The following is a 20811-nucleotide window of genomic DNA, read 5'->3' as shown; positions in this document are numbered from 1 at the left end:
GGCCCGATCTTCTTACAGGACGAATGAAATGCTGAAAACGGGCGCGCAATACATCCGGTCGCTTCAGGACGGGCGCGAGATCTTCATCTACGGCGAGAAGGTCACGGATGTGACGACCTCGCCGTATTTCCGCAACGCCGCCGCCTCGGTCGCCATGCTGTACGATTTTCAGTCGGCCCCCGAAAACGCCGCGCTGATGACCTATGAGACCGAAGACGGTGACCGCGCCAACCGGATCTGGCAACTTCCGAAAAGCTATGCCGAACTCGTCGAGCGGCGCAAGGCACTCGAAGCCTGGACCGAACTTCACGGCGGTTTCATGGGCCGTGCTCCCGACCATGTCGCCTCCTGCATTGCCGGGATGAACATGGGGCGCGAGGTCTTTGAGGCATACGATCCGGCGCGGGCCAGAGCGTTGGCCGACTACTACCGCTACGCGCGCGACAACAGCCTGTATCTGACCTACGTGATCATCAACCCGCAGGCGGACCGTTCCAAACCCGCGAACGAACAGAAGGATCCCTTCATCGCCGCGGGCGTCGTCGATCAGGATGCCGAAGGGCTGACGATCCGTGGCGGCAAGATGCTGGCGACGGGTGGGGTTCTGGCCCATGAGGTCTTCGTGACCTGTATCCAGCCGCTGCGCGAGGGCGAGGAACCCTATGCGATTTCCTTCGCCATTCCGATGAACGCGAAGGGGCTGAAGATCCTGTCGCGCAAATCCTACGAAAAGCAGACGCCGAACCTGTTCGACAACCCGCTCGCCTCGCGGTTCGACGAAAACGACGCCGTGCTCTATTTCGATGATGTGAAGGTTCCGTGGGACCGGGTGTTCGTCAATCAGGACACCAGGATGTGCGCGAAACAGTTCCACGCGACCCCCGCGCATGTCTATCAGAACTATCAGGCGCAGGTCCGTCTGATGGTGAAGATGCGCTTCCTGATGGGGCTGGCGAAAAAGACTGCCGAAACCAACGGCACCATCGCCTTTCCGCCGGTGGTCCAGACGCTCGGCCAACTCGCGGCGCAGGCCGGCATGGTCGAGGCTTTTGTGTGCGGCATGGAGGCCAAGGGCCACATGCACGGCGAATACTACATCCCGGATGCGCATCTGCTCTATTCCGCTCAGGTCCTGACCCAGCAGCTTTATGCTCAGGTTATCAATACGATGCGGGATCTGGCGGGGGGCGGTTTGATTATGCTGCCCTCCTCTGTCGAGGATTTCGCCAACCCTGAAATCGCCAAATACATCGAAAAGACCCAGATGAGCCCCGTTACCGATTCCGAGGGCCGGGTGAAGTTCTTCAAGCTCGCCTGGGATGCCATCGGTTCCGAGTTCGGCTCGCGCCACGCGCAATACGAGATGTTTTACGCGGGTGCGACCTTCGTCACCAAGAACCACTCCTTCCGCACCTTCGACTGGGCAAATTCTACCGGCATGGTCGACCGGATGCTGGATGGCTACGCGCTGAAAAGCGAAATCGCCAAGCTCTGAACATAAGGGAAAATCATGACATTCAAGATCGACTTCGACAAGAAACACGACGAATTCTACCCGATCGACATGGGCAGCGAGGGCTGGGCGTCGCCCGCCGGTTACCCCGCGCAGATCCAGCAGAAGATCCTGTCCGGCTATCTGGACGAGGACCGGAAGGAAGGCTTCCGCACCCGACTGCTGCGGTTTGAGCCCGGCATATTCACCACAAAGCCGTTCGAGCACGATTACTGGGAAGAGGTCTACCTCGTCTCGGGCGACCTGACGGTGGGCAATGATGAGAACGGCAATGGCGGCGAGAGCTTCGGCCAGCACACCTATGCCTGCCGCCCGCCCCATACGCCGCATGGTCCGTTCAAATCGGTCGGCGGCTGTGTCCTGATGGAGCTGCACTATTACGACGAAACGGCGGCGAAGAAATGATCCTGCGTATCGCAACCATTGCGGATGCGCTGGCGCGGGGGGAAACGACCTCGGAGGCCCTGGTCCGCCAGTGCCTCTCGCGCATCCATGATCCTAAGGGCGAGGGCGCGCGCGCCTTTACCCGCACGCTCGACGAACAGGCGTTGGCCGAGGCGCAGGCCTCCGATGCCCGGCGTGTGGCAGGGCGCACGATGTCACCGATTGACGGGATTCCCGTTTCGATCAAATGCCTGTTCGACGTGGCAGGGATGGTGACCCATTCCGGATCGCGGGTTCTCGCGGATGCGGTCCCGGCGACACAGGACGCCGCCGCAGTCGCGCGTCTGCGCGCGGCCGGCGCGGTTGTCCTCGGTCATACGAACATGACGGAATTTGCCTATTCGGGCCTCGGGATGAACCCGCATTACGGTACGCCCGGCAATCCGGCCAATCGTAGCCGTGTGCCGGGCGGCTCGTCCTCGGGCGCTGCCGTCAGCGTGGGCGATGGGATGGCGGTGATCGGGCTGGGCACCGATACCGGCGGATCATGTCGCATTCCGGCAGCCTTCTGCGGGCTGACCGGGTTCAAACCGACAGCGCGACGTGTTCCGATGGCAGGCACCTACCCGTTGTCGGAAACGCTCGATTCCATCGGTTCCATCGCCGCTGATGTGGCCGGTGTAGCGCTGGTTGACGCGGTGATCTCGGGGGAGGATGCGACGCTCGTTCCAGTGCCGCTGAAGGGGCTCCGGTTCGGCCTTTTGCAGAATTACGTCACTGCGGATGTCGAATCCGCCGTCCAGAAGGCATTCGACGCAGCCGTGGCCAGATTGCACGCCGCAGGTGTCGAGATCGTGCCCCTCACACTGCCCGCGATCGAGCAGATCCCCGCCATGAACGCGCAAGGTGGCATCACCGCCGCCGAGGCGCTGGCGCTGCACCGCGACCTTCTGGCCGTGCGCGAGGCAGAATATGACCCCCGCGTCTCGGTGCGCATCCGCAAGGCCGAGGCCATGGTGCCCGGCGCCTATGAGGCGCTTCTCGCTCAGCGGCTCCGGATGATCGCGCAATGCGACGCCGCGACCCTCGGGCTCGACGCCGTGCTGATGCCGACCACGCCGATCGTCGCCCCCGCCACAGCTGCGCTTGATGCGGACGAGGCGCTTTACGGCAAGGTCAACCTGCTGGCCTTGCGCAATCCGACCGTTGCCAACTTCCTCGACCGCTGCGCCCTGTCGTTGCCCGTCGCGGCGGAGGCACTGCCTGTCGGCCTCATGCTGATGGGCGAAACCGGCGCCGACCGGCGCCTGCTGGCCATCGGAGCGGCCGTCGAGGCCGCTCTGGGCCATGTGACGAAGGAAAACGCATGAAATTCGACATCATCAGCGCGTCCGGCACGACCGCGACCGAAATCGACATCCGCAAGCTCGTGATCGCCGGCTGGGCGGGGCGCGACAAGGAAAAGATGGAGCATCACATCCAGGAACTGGAAGCTCTTGGCGTGGCACGTCCGAAATCCACTCCGACCTTTTACCGGGCCTCGGCGGTGCGGCTGACAACCACTGCAGAGATCGAGGAACTGGGCGATGCCTCCTCGGGCGAGGTCGAGCCGCTGCTGATCCGCCATGACGGCGCGCTGTTCATCGGCGTGGGGTCCGATCATACCGACCGCGAGGTGGAAGCCTATGGCGTCTCGGTTTCCAAGCAGATGTGCGCGAAGCCGGTGGCGGCGCAGCTATGGCCGCTCGACGAGGTCGCAGATCACTGGGACGAACTGGTCCTGCGCAGTTGGATCGATACGCCGACGGGACGCGCTCTCTATCAGGAGGGCAGCGTCGCCTCGCTGCTCGATCCGCGCGATACTCTGGCGAAGTTCGAAGCGGAGCAGGTTTTCGGCGATGGCACCGCGATGCTGTGCGGCACGATGCCCGCGATCGGTGGAATCCGCTCGTCCGGTCATTTCATCGCCGAGCTCGAAGACCCCATCCTCGAACGCAAGATCGGCTTCGGCTATCGCGTGTCGTCCCTACCCATTATGGGGTGAAGCATCGGGGTCCACCCTGTCGGCTCTGCCCGCCTGTGCCGGAATATATCGCGGTGCCGACAGGCGGCCCTGATGCCCGGAGGCACACCGGGAGAGCAAAAGACGCGCCATCTTCCTGATCTTCTGGAACCATAACTTCGGCGAACTGGGCCTTCGCGCCATTCCGTTGTGGTCACGGGCTTGCCTTGGGCCTGCATATGCCACTGATAGACATAGGATCTCGACACCCCCGCATGTCTGCGTGATCTGATTCAAGGTGAGTTCTCCTGCATCCATTTTCTCCAGCACGAACCGTTTGAATCTCGGAGGCCAGACGCGCCGCCCGGCCGGAGTGACAGGGATGGAGAAGCCGAAGGCCTGAGGCGGCGGATTATTGGTGTCCGGCATATCGTCCTCATGGGGTGAGAGGAGCATACCATGCCTTCAAGGCGGGGTTCAGCTGCTATGAAGGGGCCAGATGCAACGCTTACGGTGATCAGGCGATATCATGGTCTCGCGCGAGACCTTGTAGAAAAGCTGTGCTTGCGTGGACTGCCGTATCCCTGTCATTGCCGTCACTTCATGCTTGCTGAAAGTGACCCAACCGGAAAGCGGCGGAGTAACCGGATTCTCGGTGAAATCTCCCGCAGAACAACCCGCGAGACCGGGGCGCAGCACGGCGCCTCGGGCCTCTGGCTGTCATTCAGCCTGGCCAAAACTCTCGCACACATGATCCCCGAAAGCCTGCCCCGCCGATCCGATATCAGGGATCTTCTGAAGCCTCAGCTGATAGGATCCGATCTCGCCGAACCCATCCTTTTCCGTCAGTCTGCGATGCTGTTCGCCCAGCAGGCTGATGGGCAGCGGCGCGATCGCCAGATCCGCCATGACGGCAGCCAACTGGCCGGCGCCAGTCTCGGACGTGTAAGCGATCCGGTAAGGGCGACCGCTCCTGTCAAGCGCGGCAAGCGCCGCGGCACGCCAAGGGCAGCCATGTGTGGACATTGCGAGCGGGGTCGGCGTCCTGGAAAAGGCGATGCCGTCACGGGCTCCGACCCAGACGAGCGGCTCTGAATGGACCAATTGGCCCAGCGCCGGATCGGATTGCGCCGAGACGGTAAGGATCATGTCGATCTCTCCGGCCTCGAATTTCCGGGTCAGGATCAGGCTCGTCGAGAGCAGGACTTCGACCTCCACAAGGGGATGGGTGGAGGCAAATCGCGACAGGATTTCCGGCAGATAGCGCACCCCGAAATCGTCTGACACGCCGAACCGGATCCGCCCTTCCAGCCGGGGCACCCGAAAGCGGGACAAGGCCTCGTCATTGATGCGCAGAATGTCTTTGGCGTGCACAAGGAACGCCTCGCCGTCCGAGGTCAGGGTCACATGCCGCGGATGCCTGACGAATAAGGCCCGCCCCAGCAGATCCTCAAGCCGCTTGATCTGCATGCTGACGGCCGAGGGGGTCCTGAACACCCGTTTGGCCGCGACGGTGAAATTCCCGGTCTCGGAGATGGTGACGAACGTCTTCAGAAGATCGGTCTCAAGAAGCGTGTTCTGCTGTGGTTGCATGGCGCCATCGCGTTCAATTTTCCTGAACGATACCATGAAAGCTATGCGCTGTATTGATGAATTTCGACATGCCACCCTGGTGTCAGCAAAGGGAGATTGCGATGACCAGGGAAACGAACGTCATGAACCCGCCCGCACCGGGCCAGCCGGCCGCGCGACTGCTGATGTCACGGCTGCGGGGTATGTTTGAAGCCTATCGCCAGGACAGGATCAGGCGGGATGCGTTCCTGAACCTGCTCTGCCTGGACGACAAGATACTGGACGATATAGGTTTGACCCGGGCGGAGGTGGAATGCGCGGCCCGCCTGCCGCTTCGTGTCAACGCGTCGCATGTGCTGGCGGTCGAGGCTCTTGCGCGGCGCAAGGGGCAGATCGGCTGGTAAAGGACGACCCGCGTCGGCGGACGGCAGAAACATCGCAGCCCGGCGCAAGGAGCCGAGGCTGTCAGCGATGCGCCAGATAATCCGCCGAAACGTAACCTGAGATACCGGGCTTGTCAGTGAGGAAGACCTTGCACCAGACCTTATCGTTATTCGTCACGCAGTTCTGACGGGTGAGCCGCGTCCCATCGGGCAGGCCGATTATGATCTTGTGGTTGAGCCCAGGGCCTTCGCGAAGCTTCAGGAGATCGTCTGGCCCGGCGCCTCTGACCACGGCACCGGAGCCGGCCGCGCATCCGCTGGCGATCATGAGAGCGAGAAGAGCCGCAAAATGAAGTCGCATTGTCCGTCCTGAATCGTTTGGCCATCACTACGACACCATCAAGCCAAATGACAGCAGGCAGATGTCGGACACGGATACGGGGTTGAACAAGACCAGCCGTTGAAGGCTCGTTCCATCCTGTAGAGCGACGATCCCGATCAGGATTTTGCCGCGGCGCCGGTAGAGCGGCAGTTTCGGAGGAATAGCCACGCAGGATGTGGCGAGCCCGACGGGCCGGCCTCGCCTGTCCTTGGGGGCGGGTCGGCCGAGCCAGCCAACCCGGTCGGTCGCTGTGCCGTAGCATGTTGCTGTTGCTCGGAACCCTGAACAATCATGCCCTTCGCCATTGGGCTGACTACCTGCCCTGACGGTCGTGCTGCACTGCTCGACGGGGATGAATTCCAACGCGATCCCGTCCTTTCGATCCTGAACCGTTACGCGAGGGCGACCCGGACGAACACAAGGCAGGCCTGGCTTGGGAGGCGGCATGCTCTTGGCTTGTGGAACCACAATCACGCCAAAGAGGTCGCGAGGCGCCTATGAACGTGGCATCGTCACCATACCGCCGCGCAAGCAGCCCTGACCTGGTCGAAGGATCATCGTGTCGAGCGGCACGATATCGCGCCCGGCACGCCGATGCAGAATGGCTCTGTCGAGAGCTTCGATAGGGCGGATGCGCGATGAGCTCTTGAACGAGAGCCTGTTCTCCGGCCTCGCCCATGCCCGCAGTGCCATCGTCGAATGGGTGGAGGATTTCAATACGACGAGGCCCCACTCCTCGCGTGGCTATCAAACCCCGGCGGCCTTCGCCGGGCTTCTCGCCGCAACCGCCAAACCGGTTGCTCATCCCGCGCCTCAGGGCGTGACAGTAACGGACGAGGCTCTAATCGCCGCTGGTGGAAGCTTCAGTGGCACGTCACTTTTGCAACAACGCCCTTCCAAACCCTGCCAGACAGTGCATGTCTCATGCACATCCGCTAAATTTACACAGATTACGTCCTGCTTATGGCAATCGGTGCTCCGGCCATGCCATCCCCGCCGACACCGAAGACCGCAATGGAAATCGCCTTGGCCTGCGCCGCTTGCGATGCCCCAAAATCATGCCGATGCGCCCCATCGACCCTCCACCCACCGAAGCCCTGATCGAGGTGTATCGTCAGCTTGCGTCCGTCTTTCAACGTGATCATCAAGCTTCTGCTATGTGGCATTTTCGCCTTTGCGAGCAGATTGACCTCGGCCCCCGGTGCCAGCTGACACATCACCTCCCGCCGCGTGGAATCGGAGGGGAATGTGTCGTGAAGGAAGCGCGGTTCCTCTCGCGGCCTGTCGGCGAAAGCCAATGTGATCTCCTTGCGGGCCTCTACCGCACCCGGAGCGGACTTCAACACCTCGGACAAAAGCCGGAGCGTGTAGGGCGAAAGCAGATATCGGTCGGTGTAGGCAAGGCTTTGCACCCCGACAGACCGCATCGCCGCGATCTCGAGTGGCGCTTTCGCTGACATCCAGGACCAGAACCGGCGGCCGAAGCCAGAAGCTGGTCCATCGATATCGGTGCCGACATTCAAAAGATGTGCATTGCCAACGCCAAGCTCGATGAGCTTCTGCACGGACAGCTTCGCACCGATTTTAAGCTCCGGTGCGGGTCCGGCCATCACTGGCGCCGTGGCCCCGCTCCCCCACTCTGCGCCCGGAAGTGCCTCCATCGGCTCCATAACCGCAAGCGCCTCCCTTCCGGCACCGCAATCCAAACCAAGAATAACCGGCGCATCGCTCGCCATCGGCGGCTGGTCCGCGCGATGGAGGTCGGCCACCGATGACAAGGCAAAGATTGCCAGCTTGCAAGAAAGATCGAACCCTGCCGCCGTCAACGCTGTGGTCGGTAGGTGAATGCGGGAGCGAACCCCAGCCTCCAACACCCTCTCAAGAAGTCGGCGCATTCGCCAGGCGCCGAAATCCCACGTCTCCGGATCGCCATGAAGCCAGATGTCGAGAGAACGCAACCGACCTGATTGCAACCGTTCGGCAACGAGATCTGCCGCATTCCGGCCCGCCAGCCTCGTCCGGGGGCCGAATACCTGCTCGCTCGCGTCCAAGGCCAGTCGCATGCGCAGCGCCTGCGCCAGATCGCGCGCGGCGGGCCGGTCAAGAACGATATCACGCCGGTTGAGATCGGGGCGCAGGATGCACGAAGGGCATCCCTTGCTGCAGCCATCCGGGCAATCCAGCAAAATCAGAGCACGGCCAAGACAGGTTTCCAGCATCGACGGCTCCGCCATGCGCGCAACAAGCCCGGCCCCGCCAGCGGCCCGGTCATGGAGAAACAGTGACAGGCGCGCGTCCTGCGCCGGTCCGCTCGAACGGTCCGTTGCGAGGCCGATTTCATCAGGCTCGACACCCAGGCCCTCGGCCAGAGCCTCACGCAGAGCGGCAGCCAAGGCTAGGGCCGCCCCGGCAGCAGCGCCTACCGGCAGCTGCCATTCCCAGACATCGGTTCTCATGACCTGGGCAAGATGGACATTGTGCTGAATACGTCCGGGCGTATTGGCCGAAGGACAATAGCCGTCTTGGGTCGGTTTCAGACGGCGGCCCAACATCAGCGGCCGGTGATGGCGCATGGTCTTCGACGTGACGTTGGGGATGCCCGACTGAGGTCTCGGCTCCGCCTCGGCGCGACCACAATCGAGGCAGATTGCAAAACCGCCCCCCAATGGCCCCGCCACGGAGGGCGCGACCAGCCCCGCCGGATCCGCGCGCATCCGCCCAACTCCCTCGCCAAGCGCAATCCAGTCGCCACCATGAGCCGAAAGGCGCAGTGGATCGGATTCGATATGCGCAAGGTTCTCATAGCCGACATGGGCAGGTTTGGCTCCGAGGAACCCGGCAGGTCGCAGCACCTTGCGATAACTCAGGCCGGTGTGACCGCAGCGCGGGCAAGCAACAGGTTCGCCTGCTTCGAGATCAAATGAGTGACAAGCACCACAAGACCACAGCGTGCGCAGATCCTCGAGCCTCGAGGCATCCGTGCCCGCTTCCCAGGCCGGCAAGATACCTTCCGACTGGTGAACGAGACCGTCAATCACCAACTCCGCGCCCGGTGCATATTCCCGGATCGCCTGGTCAAGTGGGCGCGATGCCGTGCCACGGCGGAGATGGCTGGTCCCTCCATCAGCATCAGCGGGGCTCTGGGACAGATTGGCAAAGGTCACCACATCGGTCGGAAACCCATAGGCTGGCGTAAAACCGCGCCGCGCCAATTCTCCCAGCAGGAATTCCCCGGCGAGACGCCGCGCCCTGAGTTCCATTGCCATGCGCGCATCCTTGTCAGGTGCCGTCTCCGCGCCCTCAAGCAAAATGCGATGCTCTGTGCGCCAACGCAGAACCAGACGCTCAAACGCCTCATGACATTGCACGACGAGAGAATGCGCCGGCCGCATCTCCAGACAGGTTCCCAGGACCAAAGGCGCAATCCGGCTCGCCTGCGACGCCCCCCATGCACCGTCAAGTGAAATCAGAAAGGCATCGGCCATGGCCTCAGGCAGAACTGCGGCATCCGCTGTCTGGCCAGCCCCGAGGAAAGCACCGATGCTTCCCCTGACATCCTGGCCACCGTTCTCGGACAGCCATGCCGTCAACAGAGCGGCATTGACGTGGCGTTGCACAAGCGACGGGCTGTCGAACCAGACTTTTGGCGCAACGATGAGACGGTCCAGAAAATCGGAAGGTTTGTCGAAAACCCGGCGGTCGAGCGGCAGATCACGGCAGAAGGTCAGGGTAAAGGCCCAGGGTTCACCGCGTCGACCCGCACGCCCCGCACGCTGCCGATAGTTTGAAAGTGCGGGCGGCACATTGGAATTCACCACCAGCCGCACATCGGCGATATCGACCCCCATTTCCATCGTGGTCGAACAGTTCAGCAGATTGATGCGCCCCTCGCGGAATTTTTCTTCATATCGCTGAAGAGTTGCCCGCGTGATCTGTGCGGAATGCTCCTGCGCCCGGATATAGGGCGGAAAGGCCGCAAGCCGGTCGTGCAGATCGGTCCAGAGACCGCGGTCGCGCAAAGCAGTAACCTCGGGGGCCGTCTCGGCCCAATGTGCCACCTCTGCCCGTTGATCGGGTGTCAGGCCGCCGGCATTGGCAACAGGCAGGCGCGGCATGGTAATCTCTGCCATGGCCTGCTGGGGATCGTTCGGGCTGCGCCCGCCCGCCGACCAGCCATAGGGCCTGCGGGTCACCGGGCAAAGCCAGGCACGATCCAGCCGCTCGACGGCTGCGCGCGAGAAATCCAGACGCCACGCACCTTGTCCCATGTCGCGGGCTGCAGTGGCACAAATCATTGCCCAAAGAGCGTCCAGAACCTCACCGGCCCGATCCTGATCGAGATCCGAGTCAGGGCTGCCGCCCGTCAGCGCATAGATCAGTTGCACCAGTTTGTGGCGTTCGGTCCTTGGACCCGGCCAACGGCGAGCGCGTTCCGGCATCTGATCTGGGGGCGTTCTCGCGGCATGAATTGTATTGAGCCGTCCAAATCGAGGCGCAACAAGCGGCACCATATCAAGCGGGATCTGGACCGCCAGCGCCTGGCGGAACACCATATCGACAGCCAGATGCGCAAGGGCCGCCCAACCCTCGGCGTCAATCCCGGCTTGTGCCAATGGCGACGGCGCTCCTGAAAGGCGCGCCTGCTCCGCCATCTTCGGGAATGTCAGACGCAAAAGCCCCATCGTTTCGGGGTTGTTCTGGATGCGCGGGCGGCGGAACAGCTCACGAAACAGAAAGGCTTCGGCAAGTTTCACCGGATCATCGGCCATTTCCTTCCCGATGCGGCGGTTGCGCCAGATGTCACCGGCAAATTCCGCAAGATCGACATGCCCGGCAAAACGCTGAACCAGATCGCGCCAAGCGACCGGCGCGGAAGACGCCCCCGTCAGCTTCGCCAGTTCGCGCTCTTTGTCGTCGGCCATGTCATCGAACCCCACGGCCCGAAGCTTTGCCATCTCGCCCTGGAGTTTTGCGACAAGAGCAGGATCGGCAGTCTCGCCTTCCTGCACCCTGTGCCACAGGAAGGCGCGGGTCAGACTGCGCTCGGCATCCTGTTGCAGTTTGGCGGCAAGGCGCGCGACACCCTGACGGCTGTCGGTGAAGGTCAGTGCCCGCCGCCCACCGTCAGGCAAGCCAGACATTTGCTCTGGCGGCACGATGTCTTCAATCAGCCCGCCAAGCGCGTTGCCCATCAGGAAAGCGGGGCCGAAATGCAGCCCCATCAATCGGGCAAAGCCAGCGCTGTCACAACAGTTTCGATCAACTGAATCGTGGATCAATTGCATCCTGCGGGCCCGAACACCATCAGGCACCGCATTGTCATAGATGCGCGCATCATCGGTGAGCCAGATTCCCTCCCCCTCAGACAGCCAGGCGAAACCGCGATCCGCTTCGCTTCCTTCACCCTCTTCGGGTTCGGCATCGAGCGCGTAGTCATCCCCCTCACCCGGCTCGGGCGGCTCCAATCGGGGTTCCGCGCCTCCATGGAACAGACCTTGCAAAAACGCCTGTCCACAATCCGAGCATGAAACAACCTCATAGACCGGGGCACCGCAATCGCAACGTGACCGTGCAGAGAACCAGACCGCACCGAAGGGCCAACCGGCTTCATCGCCGATCAGCTCGGGCTGACGGAACTTGCAAGAAGCATCGGGGCAAGCCCAGATCCCGCCTTGGGAACGATGGAAGATATGGCCGCGCCATGGCAACAAGGGCCGCCCCTGATGGGTCGCAGTTCCCAGAAGATCAAGCATGTGCGAGGCCTTTGCTCGTTCCTTCGGATTGCCCGACAAAATCTCAGCCACCTGCGAAAGGGGCAATCCATTCCGAGACATCCCAGTCCATAACCTTTGGATTCTGGGATGCGGTGCGAGAACGGTTGCAGCCTCTTCGGGCGTCATGGATGCCAGCGCATCCGTGTCCAATGCAACATCCGGTCCCGGCGCAGGCAGAACAGGCACATCCTCCTTTCCCTGCACAACCACGACCCGGCTTTCATTCTGCCCCGCGAGCGCCGCAGCAAAAGCGCGCAGCTTTGCCGGTGCATCCGTTTTGCCGCCAATCGTGGCCGAGGTCGCCATCAGCCGCACATCTTCCGGGGCGACACCGAACCCCGCCCTCACCCGACGCAGCAGAAGCGCCATTTCTGCCGCCTGGCTGCCGATATAGCTGTGAGCCTCGTCCAGGACGATCCAGCGCAGGGCGCCCTGGCTCGTCTCAAGCAACGGCTTGTCTTTCGTCCGCAGCAGCAGATATTCGAGCATGGTGATATTGGTCACCAGAATTTCAGGCGGGCATTCTCGGATCTTCGCGCGCGACCGCAACTCGATCTTGTCCGATTTGATCGCAGCATCCCGCTCGGTCTCGGGGGTATCACCATTCAAAAGTGCGAAGCGGACCTTTCCGCCCAGACCCGCTGCCCAGGCCGCGAGACGCTCGCGCTGGCTCTCGATCAGGGCGTTCAACGGATAGAGCAGGATTGCCCGCACACCGCCACCGGGTCTTGGATTGGCCAGGATGTCCTGCAGGATCGGAATCAGGAAACACTCGGTCTTGCCCGCGCCGGTGCCCGCCGTCACAAGAACCGAGCTATTGTCCTCAAGACTGGCGCGCCATGCCTCCAGCTGATGCTGCCGGGGTTGACTGCCCCTTGCCATCGCCTTGCCCTCAGCCCGATCAAGAGCCGCGACAAGATCCTCGCTCAACAGCCCGCCAGCCAGATCGCCCATGGTTTCTCGCGCAAGCTGCCAGGATTTCGCGGCTTCAATCACCGGATCGGCAATCAATGCAGCAGGAGACCCCGAAGGCGCAGACAGCACCCGCAAAAGCAGAGCATTGAGCCCGGTTGACGCCAGCCGCGAACGCGCAACCATGCCCCGTGCCGAACGCTGCGCAAGATGATCGAGTGCAGGCAGAAGATTTGAATAGGGATGGGTCATCGGGACATTTCCAATGCGAGGGTCAGGGCGGCAGGCAGAGCGGTATCGAACCAGATGGGATCAGACGCGCGCAGGGCGATGAGCTGCAGATGCTCTTGAGGGCTGAGGTCTGGTCGCTGTCCGGTTGCGACCTCGGCCGCAACCAGCGGGGCGTGCAGAAGTGGGCGGACGTCGTCCGTCCCAGGCAAGGAAACCTTCAACTCCCGTGCTGACAAGCCCGACACGCCATCGGGTAATCCGGAGAAGCGGCGCAGCGCCTCTTGGGCAGAACCGGCAAGGCTCACGCCGGCTCTCGGCACGGCCAACGGAACCGGGGTTCCAGTCGAAGTCACAGCCAGTGGCTTTCCACCGGCCCAGGCAAAAGCCTGTCCGAGATGGACAGCCAACTCGGGCCGCAAAGCGATGATTTCACCAGCCGCCTTCGCCAGCCGTTCCGCAACCAGCGGGCCGATATCATCTTCACCGATACCCGCAATCCGCAACCGATAGCACAGCCCATTGCGCACCGAGACCAATGCCTCGGCCCAGGCGGCGCAAGGCACCAAAGGCCACCAGAAGGGGCTTTCGGTCTCTATCAGCAGGGCCGCAGCACGATCTGCGCGCCCCACACGTAGCAAAAGTGCCACGGCAGCGGCAGGGACGCGCGCAAGGGCCTGCACCTGATCGAGAGCCGAGGCGTCACCGGCGTCTCTGACCGCGAGGATCAGGCTCCATATCCTGTCCCACCCCAAATCATCGGGTTCCGACAGCAAACGCTGCCACTCCTGCGCGTAACTCTGCAAACGCTGCTCACGCGAAGACCATTCCCCGGGCTGCGCCGACCAGGCCATGGGCCGCATGACACCCCGGCTTTCCGAGTAACCCTGAACAAACCAAAGCCCCTCATCTTCACCGAGCCAGACCGCCGGATCCGTGCGACTTTGCACCTCAACCGACATGATCCGGGCAGGATCATCCAGACAGACCGCAGTCAGACGCGTGACACCTGCCCCAAGATGCCAGAAAGGCCCTGCAGGCTCGGCACTCCAATCATATCGGCCGATTTCCAATCGAGGCGTCTCTTGCCCGCCACCGATGAGACGCAGATTCACTCTGCCGTCGGCACCTTGCAGCGCAAGGGCCTGATCAATCACATTGCCAAATTGGATCAGCGGCACCGCCCCACCAGCGGGAAAGGCCACAGGCGCCCCACCAAGAGCCATACGCAGTTGCACAGCACCGCCGTTTGCGGGCAAAACACCACGCCATCCGGCCATACCCCGACGGGACAGCGGGCGATTTCCCGACACGCGCGCGCCCTGTGCATCAATGAGCCGGGCCACGCGAGAGGGCCAAAGGCCCGTCATCGCCAGGGTTTCCCCGCTGCGCGGATCTGACAGCCGGATATCCAAAGTGCCGGGTTGCCCTTCCGCAGCGAGCAGCAGCACCGCGCTCCCGTCCGCACCGATCACCGCAGCTTCCCGATGCTCTCCGACCCCAAGATGCAGATGAAGACCCTGAGGCAAGCCGGAGGCTTGAAGACGGACCTGCCCATCAGAGATCTCGTGCAAAGAGATCTGCATCGTTTCGGGCAAGACAATATATTGGCACCTTGCAAGAACCATGCCCGCATCGTGCCATTCTGCGACGCGGCCTCCCAACAGGCCGGGCACGGCTTTCGTGCGCGCATGGTTGCCAAGCGGACGCATCGGGCCCTCGCCCTCAACGCCCAAGAGCATCGGCGCCCCAAGAAAGGCCGCTACACTCCCATCGATCAAGAAGCCCGAAAACGGGCGACCAAGCACGGCAAGTCTCGCCTCAGGAGCATCCGCATCTGCGCCAGTCGCAATGCGCAACTCGTGCGGTCCGAAATGGGTGACACCGCGGCCGGATACTGACCACAGCGTACCGCCGGGCGCCTTCGCATCCATGCTGACGCACAGGTCATCGTCACCTTCGGGGACCAGATCGTCAGACGCCAGCACGAAAACCCGCCCTGCCCGTGCCTGTCCCCGCCCCGACAGCGGCACCAATACCTCGGGAAAATCCGTATCGGAATCAATCGCCCTCCAGAGCGATGGCGCTTCATCCGGCGCTGGCTGCCCGGCATCAATCACAATCCGGGCCAGAAACCGTCCATCGGCATGGGCATTCAGGAAAACCGGCTCGTCAGGCGCAGCAGGCATCAGCAGCGCCCCACGCCCGGCATTGCGAACCAGTTCCCAGCCATCTTCAACCGGGATACCAAGGAAGCCCGCACCCGTATCATTCGTCAGCCGCAAGCGAAGGTCGCGATCAACGCCCACCAGATTTGCATGTGGCAAGAACGCTCGCTCGGGGATTTCGGCCACGCCCAGCCAGGGACCACCGGCCTGCTTGCGCAATTGCCTGCGCACCAGAACAGGCATTGGCTTCTCGCGCTTGCGTTCGCTGAGAAGAACCGGACGGACCAGAGCCTCGAAAGCCTCTTGCGACAGGCGCAGGGGAAGAGCCTGGCGCCAGTCCGGGTGATTGGCATCAAGCCAAGGCTCGGCGGCTTCGACGACCAGATCGCCAGGCAAGAGATTTCTGGCTGCGACAATCGCCAGGGCAAGTTCGGCCATAAGACGGGCCTGTTCTCCCGTGCGCAAAACCTGGGGCAGGTCCTCGACCAGCCTCAGAGCCGCGGCATCGGCAATCGACTCCCCAAGAACCCCCTCGCCCTCGATGGCGGACACAAGTCCCAGCAGCGCCCTGCGATATCGAGGAGCATTTGCGAGTGCGAGATCCGGCAATCCTCCCTCAGCAAGTAAGGTATAAAGAAATTCCCGGTGCCCGTGGTCACTCTGCCGTAGGTTACGGCCCCAGGTATCAAGGCCATGGCTCGTCAGCTCGATTGCGGTAGGACGATCATAATCAAGTGCCATGCCCTCGAAGACAAAATCCCAGGTCAGTTGACCGCCGCGAAAGCCTGTCCGGATATACTCAGCCGCCCAAAGCACAAACCCTTGCGCGGTCGAAGGTGTAAGTCCGCCCATACCGATCCGCATGCGCAAGAAAGAGCCTAGGCGATCTCGCTCGGCATCGGTAACGCCATAGGCGTAAAGTGGGCGACCATCAGGATGTTGCAGCCCATTGCGCGCGAGAATTGACTGAACAATCTTCATAGAAAGGCCCCGAGCATCAAACCACCATAAAGAAGAGTAAAAGTGTCCGTAGCCAGGAAACCTTGACGTAGGTCACATAGAAACTGCGTATCATGCGGTAATCTTGCATGCGCTCGCCCAGAAAGAACCCGCCGTCCAGTGCGATCCAATTCTTCAACCATCCAGCAACACTCGACCTCCGTCAGCTGCCTGATACGGTCGTAGACCTCGCGCAGGACACGAGTCTGTGGCGCAAGCTTCGGCAACGAAGAAACGCCCTCCTGCAACAGGCGATCACGCGCGGCTGCCCAAGGCTCGCCCGCGCGATAGCTTTGCGCAATCACAAGGCTTTCGTTCAGCATCAGTCCACCGACGCTGAACGACATGCGATATTTCTGCGACGGTGCCATAATCAGATGCCACCCTCACCACCGGCACCATCAAACTCATGCTGCGCCCGCGCGAGTGCGGCGGCGAGTTCAGGCGCATTCGCTGCCACTATATGCTGTATGCGAGGATCGCGGCCTTTTGCATCCTCCAGCAGCCCAAGGCGGCGCATCACATAAAACAGCATCGCATAGCGGACCGTCAGCACGGATCGCCCATCGTCCATATCGTAATCTTTCGCAACCACAGCCTGCTGCCCCATCGACAGTTCGGGATGCGGCACGAGGATGATGTCGAATGTCTCATGCCATAGGCGATCTTGCACTCCATCGGCACCGGGTGCGGAAGTCGCACCGATTTCCAGAATACGCGGCAGAAGGAAATCCTTGAACCTTTCGGTCTCATGACACCATGCGCGGGCATGCCAGCGAAGCCCGTCATACCCAAAGGCATGTGGGGTGATCCTGCGCCAGGTCGGGTCCGGACGATCGCGGCTCATGGATTGATAGCGGACATCCAGCGATTGATCCTCGCGGATTGCCGCCAGAACGGCGCGCAGAACCCCGGCATCGACCTTGCGGCGCGGCGTCAGTGCGATATCCATCTCAGGCGGCGCCGAAAGCCAGTTGACCCCAGCCTCGACCAAACCCTCAGCCAGCGTCCGCAGGCGCATAAGATAGGCATCGGGATCGGGGTCCAGAAACACAGGCCTGAACTCCGGCCCGGCCACATAGCGACGCGCGCTTTTGTCATAGACCGCATTTCTTGGGGCGCGTTCCTGATAATGCGTCAGATCCTTGGAAGCCTGCGGCACCGAGACGCCAAATGTGTCGATCAGGTCGGATCGGTTGACACCGCCCTCCCAGAACAGGCGGAATTCGATGAACTCCAACCGCCTCTCGACACCCCATTTCAGCATCTCTGCCCCCGTCACTATAGATAGAATATAAAGTATATGGATATCCGCATAATGCCAGTATATTTTATATCTGCACACCATTCGGCTTGTCAACCAGATCGAGACCTACCCATGCGCATCCTGCACACCGCCGACTGGCATATCGGTCAGACCTTGAACGGGTGGTCACGCGAACATGAGCATCGGACCTTTCTGGAAGGTTTACGCGATCTGATCCTGTCCGGGCGGATCGACGCCCTTCTCGTCGCCGGGGATGTCTTCGACGGCATCAACCCATCGGGCGAGGCACAGCGCCTGCTTTACGCGGCCATCGCCGATTTTCTCCGTGCCAATCCCCGATTGCAGATTGTGATGACGGCGGGCAATCACGATCCGGCCCAGAGGCTTGAAGCGCCCGAAGCGGTGCTGGCAGCTCTTGGTGTGCATGTGATCGGCACATTGCGACAGGGGCCTGATGGCGTCGATATGGACCGCCATCTGATCGCGCTGCGCGACAGCAGCGATACGATCCGGGCTTATGTTCTTGCCGTGCCCTTCTTGCGCGCGGCTGATCTGCCCGGCCTGCAACTGGGTGCTGTGGGTGGAACTGAGCCCGCCGTCACGGCCGCCGCCCGTGCCCTGCATCTGGGCATGGCCAAGGCCGCGACTGCCCGCGCCAAGGACCTGCCGCTCCTCGCAATGGGCCACCTGACCTGTGCCGGCGGCCTTGAATCCGAGGGGGCGGAGCGGCGCATCCTGATCGGCGGCGAACATGCGGTGCCGCCCGACATCTTTCCGCCGACTCTGTCCTATGTCGCGCTCGGGCATTTACACCGCCCGCAATCGCTCGACGGCGGGCGGGTGCGCTATTCTGGATCACCCTTTCCCCTTTCCGCCGCCGAAATCACCTATGATCACGGCGTGACGCTCCTGGACTTGGATGAGGGACTGGTGCCGCGCCATATCTCCCTGCCGCGCCCTGTCGCCATGCACCGCCTGCCCGAGAGAGGCGCTGCCCCGCTGGCTGATGTCGCCGCGGCTCTAGCAGCCCTGAACCTCTCGCCCGACATGCCGCGCAATGCGCAATCTTTCGTCTATCTCTCGATCCTCGCCGACCGCCCGGTGACGCAGATCCAGGCCGAGGCCGAGGCGCTGCTCGACGCTTTGCCGCTGCGCTTGGCGGGCCTCTCGATCATCCGACCGGAGGTTGCCGCAATCCCTGACGCACCACCCCCGAACCTGTCCGAGACCTCGCCCGAGGATCTGTTCATAGTCGCCTTCCGGCAGGCACATGGTCAGGAACCGGGCAGCGCCCATCTGGCCGCCTTCCGCGACGCAATGTCCGAAGTCTGATCCCGGAGTTCTGAAATGCGCATCCTATCCATTTCCGGCCAGAATATCGCGAGCCTCGCCCAGCCCTTCGCCGTGGATTTCACCGCCGAACCGCTGGCCGGCGCAGGTCTTTTTGCCATCACGGGCGAGACGGGAGCCGGCAAGTCCTCTCAATCCTCGATGCGATGTGCCTGGCACTTTACGGCGATGCACCGCGCCTTGCGGGCGGGGCGGCAACGGATGAGGTCCCAGACCCTTCGGGCGACACGATCAAGGCTCGCGATTCCCGCGCCATCCTGCGGCGCGGTGCGGCACAAGGCTGGGCCGAGGTCCGTTTTACCGCCCGTGATGGGCAGGACTACATCGCCCGCTGGCAGGCGCGGCGCGCGCGCGACAAGGCCGATGGTCGTTTGCAAAATGTCTCCCGCTCATTGCCCCGAACGGCTGACGGTCAGACGCTCGCCAGCCAGCTCTCGGCCGTCAACGAGATGATCGTGACGCTGACCGGCTTTCACTAGGCTCCAGACCCATTGATTTCAGGCTTCTTGCGTGATTCAGGCACCGCAAGGAGACCTGATTGATGAGCAATCTTCACTGGCTGACCGACGCCCAGATGGAGCGGCTGAAGCCGTTCTTCCCCCAAAGCCATGGCAAGCCCCGCGTCGATGATCGTCGCGTTCTCAGCGGCATAATCTTCATCAATCGCAATGGCTTGAGGTGGTGTGATGCGCCGAAGGAATACGGACCCGCCAAGACCCTCTACAACCGTTGGAAGCGCTGGAGCGACAACGGTGTCTTCGCCCGGATCATGGTCGGCCTGGCCGCCGAGCACGCCGCTCACAAGACCATCATGATCGATGCGACCCACCTCAAGGCGCACCGCACGGCGTCGAGCCTGTGCGTGGAAAAGGGGGGCGCGAACGTCAGATCGGGCGCACCAAAGGTGGCATGAACACCAAATTGCACGCCGTTGCCGATGCGAAGGGGCGGCCGATCGGGTTCTTCATGTCCGCCGGGCAGATCAGCGACGACACAGGCGCAGCGGCTCTACTGGGCAGTCTGCCGAAGGTGGGGTGGCTGCTGGCCGATAGAGGCTATGACCCGATTGGTTCAGAGATGCGTTGAAAGACAATGGGATAAAAGTCTGCATCCCCGGACGGAAGTCCCGCAAGAAGGCCGTCAAATACGACAAGCGGCGCTACAAACGGCGCAACCGCATTGAGATCATGTTCGGCCGCCTCAAGGACTGGCCAATCGTCGGGAAAACAGTCCACTGGACTGTTTTCTCATCCTCCTCATACGTCGCCACGCGATACGACCGCTGTCTGGAAACGTTCTTCTCCGCGATCATGCTCGCCGCAACCGTCTTGTGCTGGCTGTGAAATTCAATAAGTCTGGAGCCGAGCGAGCAGCCCCCTTTTCCCCGGCCGTCTCATGCCACTCGTTCGATCTCGGCGGTGCCGAGCGCATTGACGCGGTTCATCAATGCGATGTGGATGTGGATCTCGGCAGTTTGACAGCCTGGGTCTCGTGACGCGATGCGCTCGCCGACCCTCGTCGCCGCAGCGCATCGTTATAGGGTTTCCACTTCGTTATGCGATAGACGATGGATGCGCCTATGTGAACCCTGCTCGCCGAGGACTTCTGCAACAACGCCGTTCCAGGGCGAATCCTGCCCGAGCGCAGGTTCCACAGGTTCTGGGCGCACGATCTCAGTCTTGTCGGATCCGAACATGTCGGTCCGGCGAAGATCCTGACATCGACACAGCTTGCCGATACCTGTCCGCTGGCCTTGGCGAAGGCGCATGGCGGCCAGCTTCCAACATGCGACCGCAAGCTGCCGGTCGCTGCTGTCCGGAATGGAAAAGCCGCCTTGCTCCAAATTGAAAACAGTCGTTGACGGACCCGCCATAGCG

General features: G+C 62.2%; 14 protein-coding genes and 3 pseudogenes. 9 read left to right on the top strand and 8 right to left on the bottom strand.

The features are described from left to right. Nucleotides 1–28: 28 nt before the first annotated feature. From D2T30_RS13870 to D2T30_RS13855, 4 genes are read left to right on the top strand one after another with little or no spacing between them, the layout of a single operon-like run. Entirely contained in the window at nt 29–1495 is a 1467-nt protein-coding gene (locus D2T30_RS13870; protein ID WP_128186211.1) for a 4-hydroxyphenylacetate 3-hydroxylase family protein, read from the top strand. 15 nt (nt 1496–1510) lie between these two features. Further along, entirely contained in the window at nt 1511–1918 is a 408-nt protein-coding gene (locus D2T30_RS13865; protein ID WP_206612962.1) for a cupin domain-containing protein, read from the top strand. Continuing rightward, nucleotides 1915–3267 carry an amidase gene (locus D2T30_RS13860; RefSeq protein WP_128209345.1) on the top strand — a complete coding sequence of 451 codons (1353 nt, stop codon included), beginning with the start codon at nt 1915–1917 and terminating at the stop codon, nt 3265–3267. The genes D2T30_RS13865 and D2T30_RS13860 overlap by 4 nt, the downstream gene beginning before the upstream one ends. After that, nucleotides 3264–3941, top strand: a complete 678-nt coding sequence (locus D2T30_RS13855) for a DUF2848 domain-containing protein (protein WP_128209344.1) — start codon at nt 3264–3266, stop codon at nt 3939–3941. Before D2T30_RS13860 ends, D2T30_RS13855 begins: the two co-directional genes overlap by 4 nt. Nucleotides 3942–4619: 678 nt before the next feature. Here D2T30_RS13855 and D2T30_RS13850 read toward each other — a convergent pair. Then, the gene (locus tag D2T30_RS13850) at nt 4620–5492 is read right to left on the bottom strand and encodes a LysR substrate-binding domain-containing protein (RefSeq protein WP_128209343.1); all 873 of its coding nucleotides are present in this window, start codon (nt 5490–5492) and stop codon (nt 4620–4622) included. Nucleotides 5493–5593: 101 nt separating this feature from the next. Between D2T30_RS13850 and D2T30_RS13845 the strand changes: the two genes are divergently transcribed. Then, complete coding sequence (locus D2T30_RS13845) at nt 5594–5875, top strand: DUF1127 domain-containing protein (protein WP_206612961.1); 282 nt, start codon at nt 5594–5596, stop codon at nt 5873–5875. Nucleotides 5876–5936: 61 nt separating this feature from the next. Here the strand turns inward: D2T30_RS13845 and D2T30_RS13840 are convergent, their stop codons facing one another. Continuing rightward, complete coding sequence (locus D2T30_RS13840) at nt 5937–6215, bottom strand: SH3 domain-containing protein (protein ID WP_128209342.1); 279 nt, start codon at nt 6213–6215, stop codon at nt 5937–5939. A 546-nt stretch (nt 6216–6761) separates the two neighbouring features. On the opposite strand from D2T30_RS13840, the pseudogene D2T30_RS13835 reads away from it, so the two are divergent. Further along, nucleotides 6762–7092, top strand: a pseudogene (locus tag D2T30_RS13835) (integrase core domain-containing protein); the annotation flags it as partial. A gap of 94 nt (nt 7093–7186) precedes the next feature. On the opposite strand, the gene D2T30_RS13830 reads toward D2T30_RS13835, so the two are convergent. From D2T30_RS13830 to D2T30_RS13815, 4 genes are read right to left on the bottom strand one after another with little or no spacing between them, the layout of a single operon-like run. Beyond that, nucleotides 7187–13174 (bottom strand): DEAD/DEAH box helicase, encoded by a 5988-nt coding sequence (locus D2T30_RS13830; protein ID WP_128209341.1) that lies wholly within the window; start codon nt 13172–13174, stop codon nt 7187–7189. After that, nucleotides 13171–16299, bottom strand: a complete 3129-nt coding sequence (locus tag D2T30_RS13825) for an STY4851/ECs_5259 family protein (RefSeq protein WP_128209340.1) — start codon at nt 16297–16299, stop codon at nt 13171–13173. The genes D2T30_RS13830 and D2T30_RS13825 overlap by 4 nt, the downstream gene beginning before the upstream one ends. Next, nucleotides 16296–16664 (bottom strand): BrxA family protein, encoded by a 369-nt coding sequence (locus D2T30_RS13820; protein WP_241651281.1) that lies wholly within the window; start codon nt 16662–16664, stop codon nt 16296–16298. The genes D2T30_RS13825 and D2T30_RS13820 overlap by 4 nt, the downstream gene beginning before the upstream one ends. A 26-nt stretch (nt 16665–16690) precedes the next feature. Then, complete coding sequence (locus tag D2T30_RS13815; protein ID WP_128209338.1) at nt 16691–17584, bottom strand: WYL domain-containing protein; 894 nt, start codon at nt 17582–17584, stop codon at nt 16691–16693. 111 nt (nt 17585–17695) lie between these two features. Between D2T30_RS13815 and sbcD the strand changes: the two genes are divergently transcribed. From sbcD to D2T30_RS13800, 3 genes and pseudogenes are all read left to right on the top strand, one after another. Then, complete coding sequence (sbcD, locus tag D2T30_RS13810; RefSeq protein WP_128209337.1) at nt 17696–18916, top strand: exonuclease subunit SbcD; 1221 nt, start codon at nt 17696–17698, stop codon at nt 18914–18916. A 164-nt stretch (nt 18917–19080) separates the two neighbouring features. Next, complete coding sequence (locus D2T30_RS13805; RefSeq protein WP_128209336.1) at nt 19081–19413, top strand: hypothetical protein; 333 nt, start codon at nt 19081–19083, stop codon at nt 19411–19413. A gap of 62 nt (nt 19414–19475) precedes the next feature. Further along, nucleotides 19476–20277 (top strand): annotated as a pseudogene (locus D2T30_RS13800) (IS5 family transposase). Nucleotides 20278–20327: 50 nt separating this feature from the next. Here D2T30_RS13800 and D2T30_RS13795 read toward each other — a convergent pair. Further along, nucleotides 20328–20444, bottom strand: a pseudogene (locus tag D2T30_RS13795) (IS5/IS1182 family transposase); the annotation flags it as partial. A 24-nt stretch (nt 20445–20468) separates the two neighbouring features. Continuing rightward, the gene (locus D2T30_RS13790; protein ID WP_128209335.1) at nt 20469–20807 is read right to left on the bottom strand and encodes a hypothetical protein; all 339 of its coding nucleotides are present in this window, start codon (nt 20805–20807) and stop codon (nt 20469–20471) included. Nucleotides 20808–20811: the final 4 nt, after the last annotated feature.

The sequence above is a fragment of the Paenirhodobacter populi genome (assembly GCF_004022215.1).
Lineage (GTDB): Bacteria > Pseudomonadota > Alphaproteobacteria > Rhodobacterales > Rhodobacteraceae > Rhodobacter > Rhodobacter populi.
Note: the sequence above shows the minus strand (reverse complement) of the source record. Positions and strands in the feature narration are given on the sequence as shown.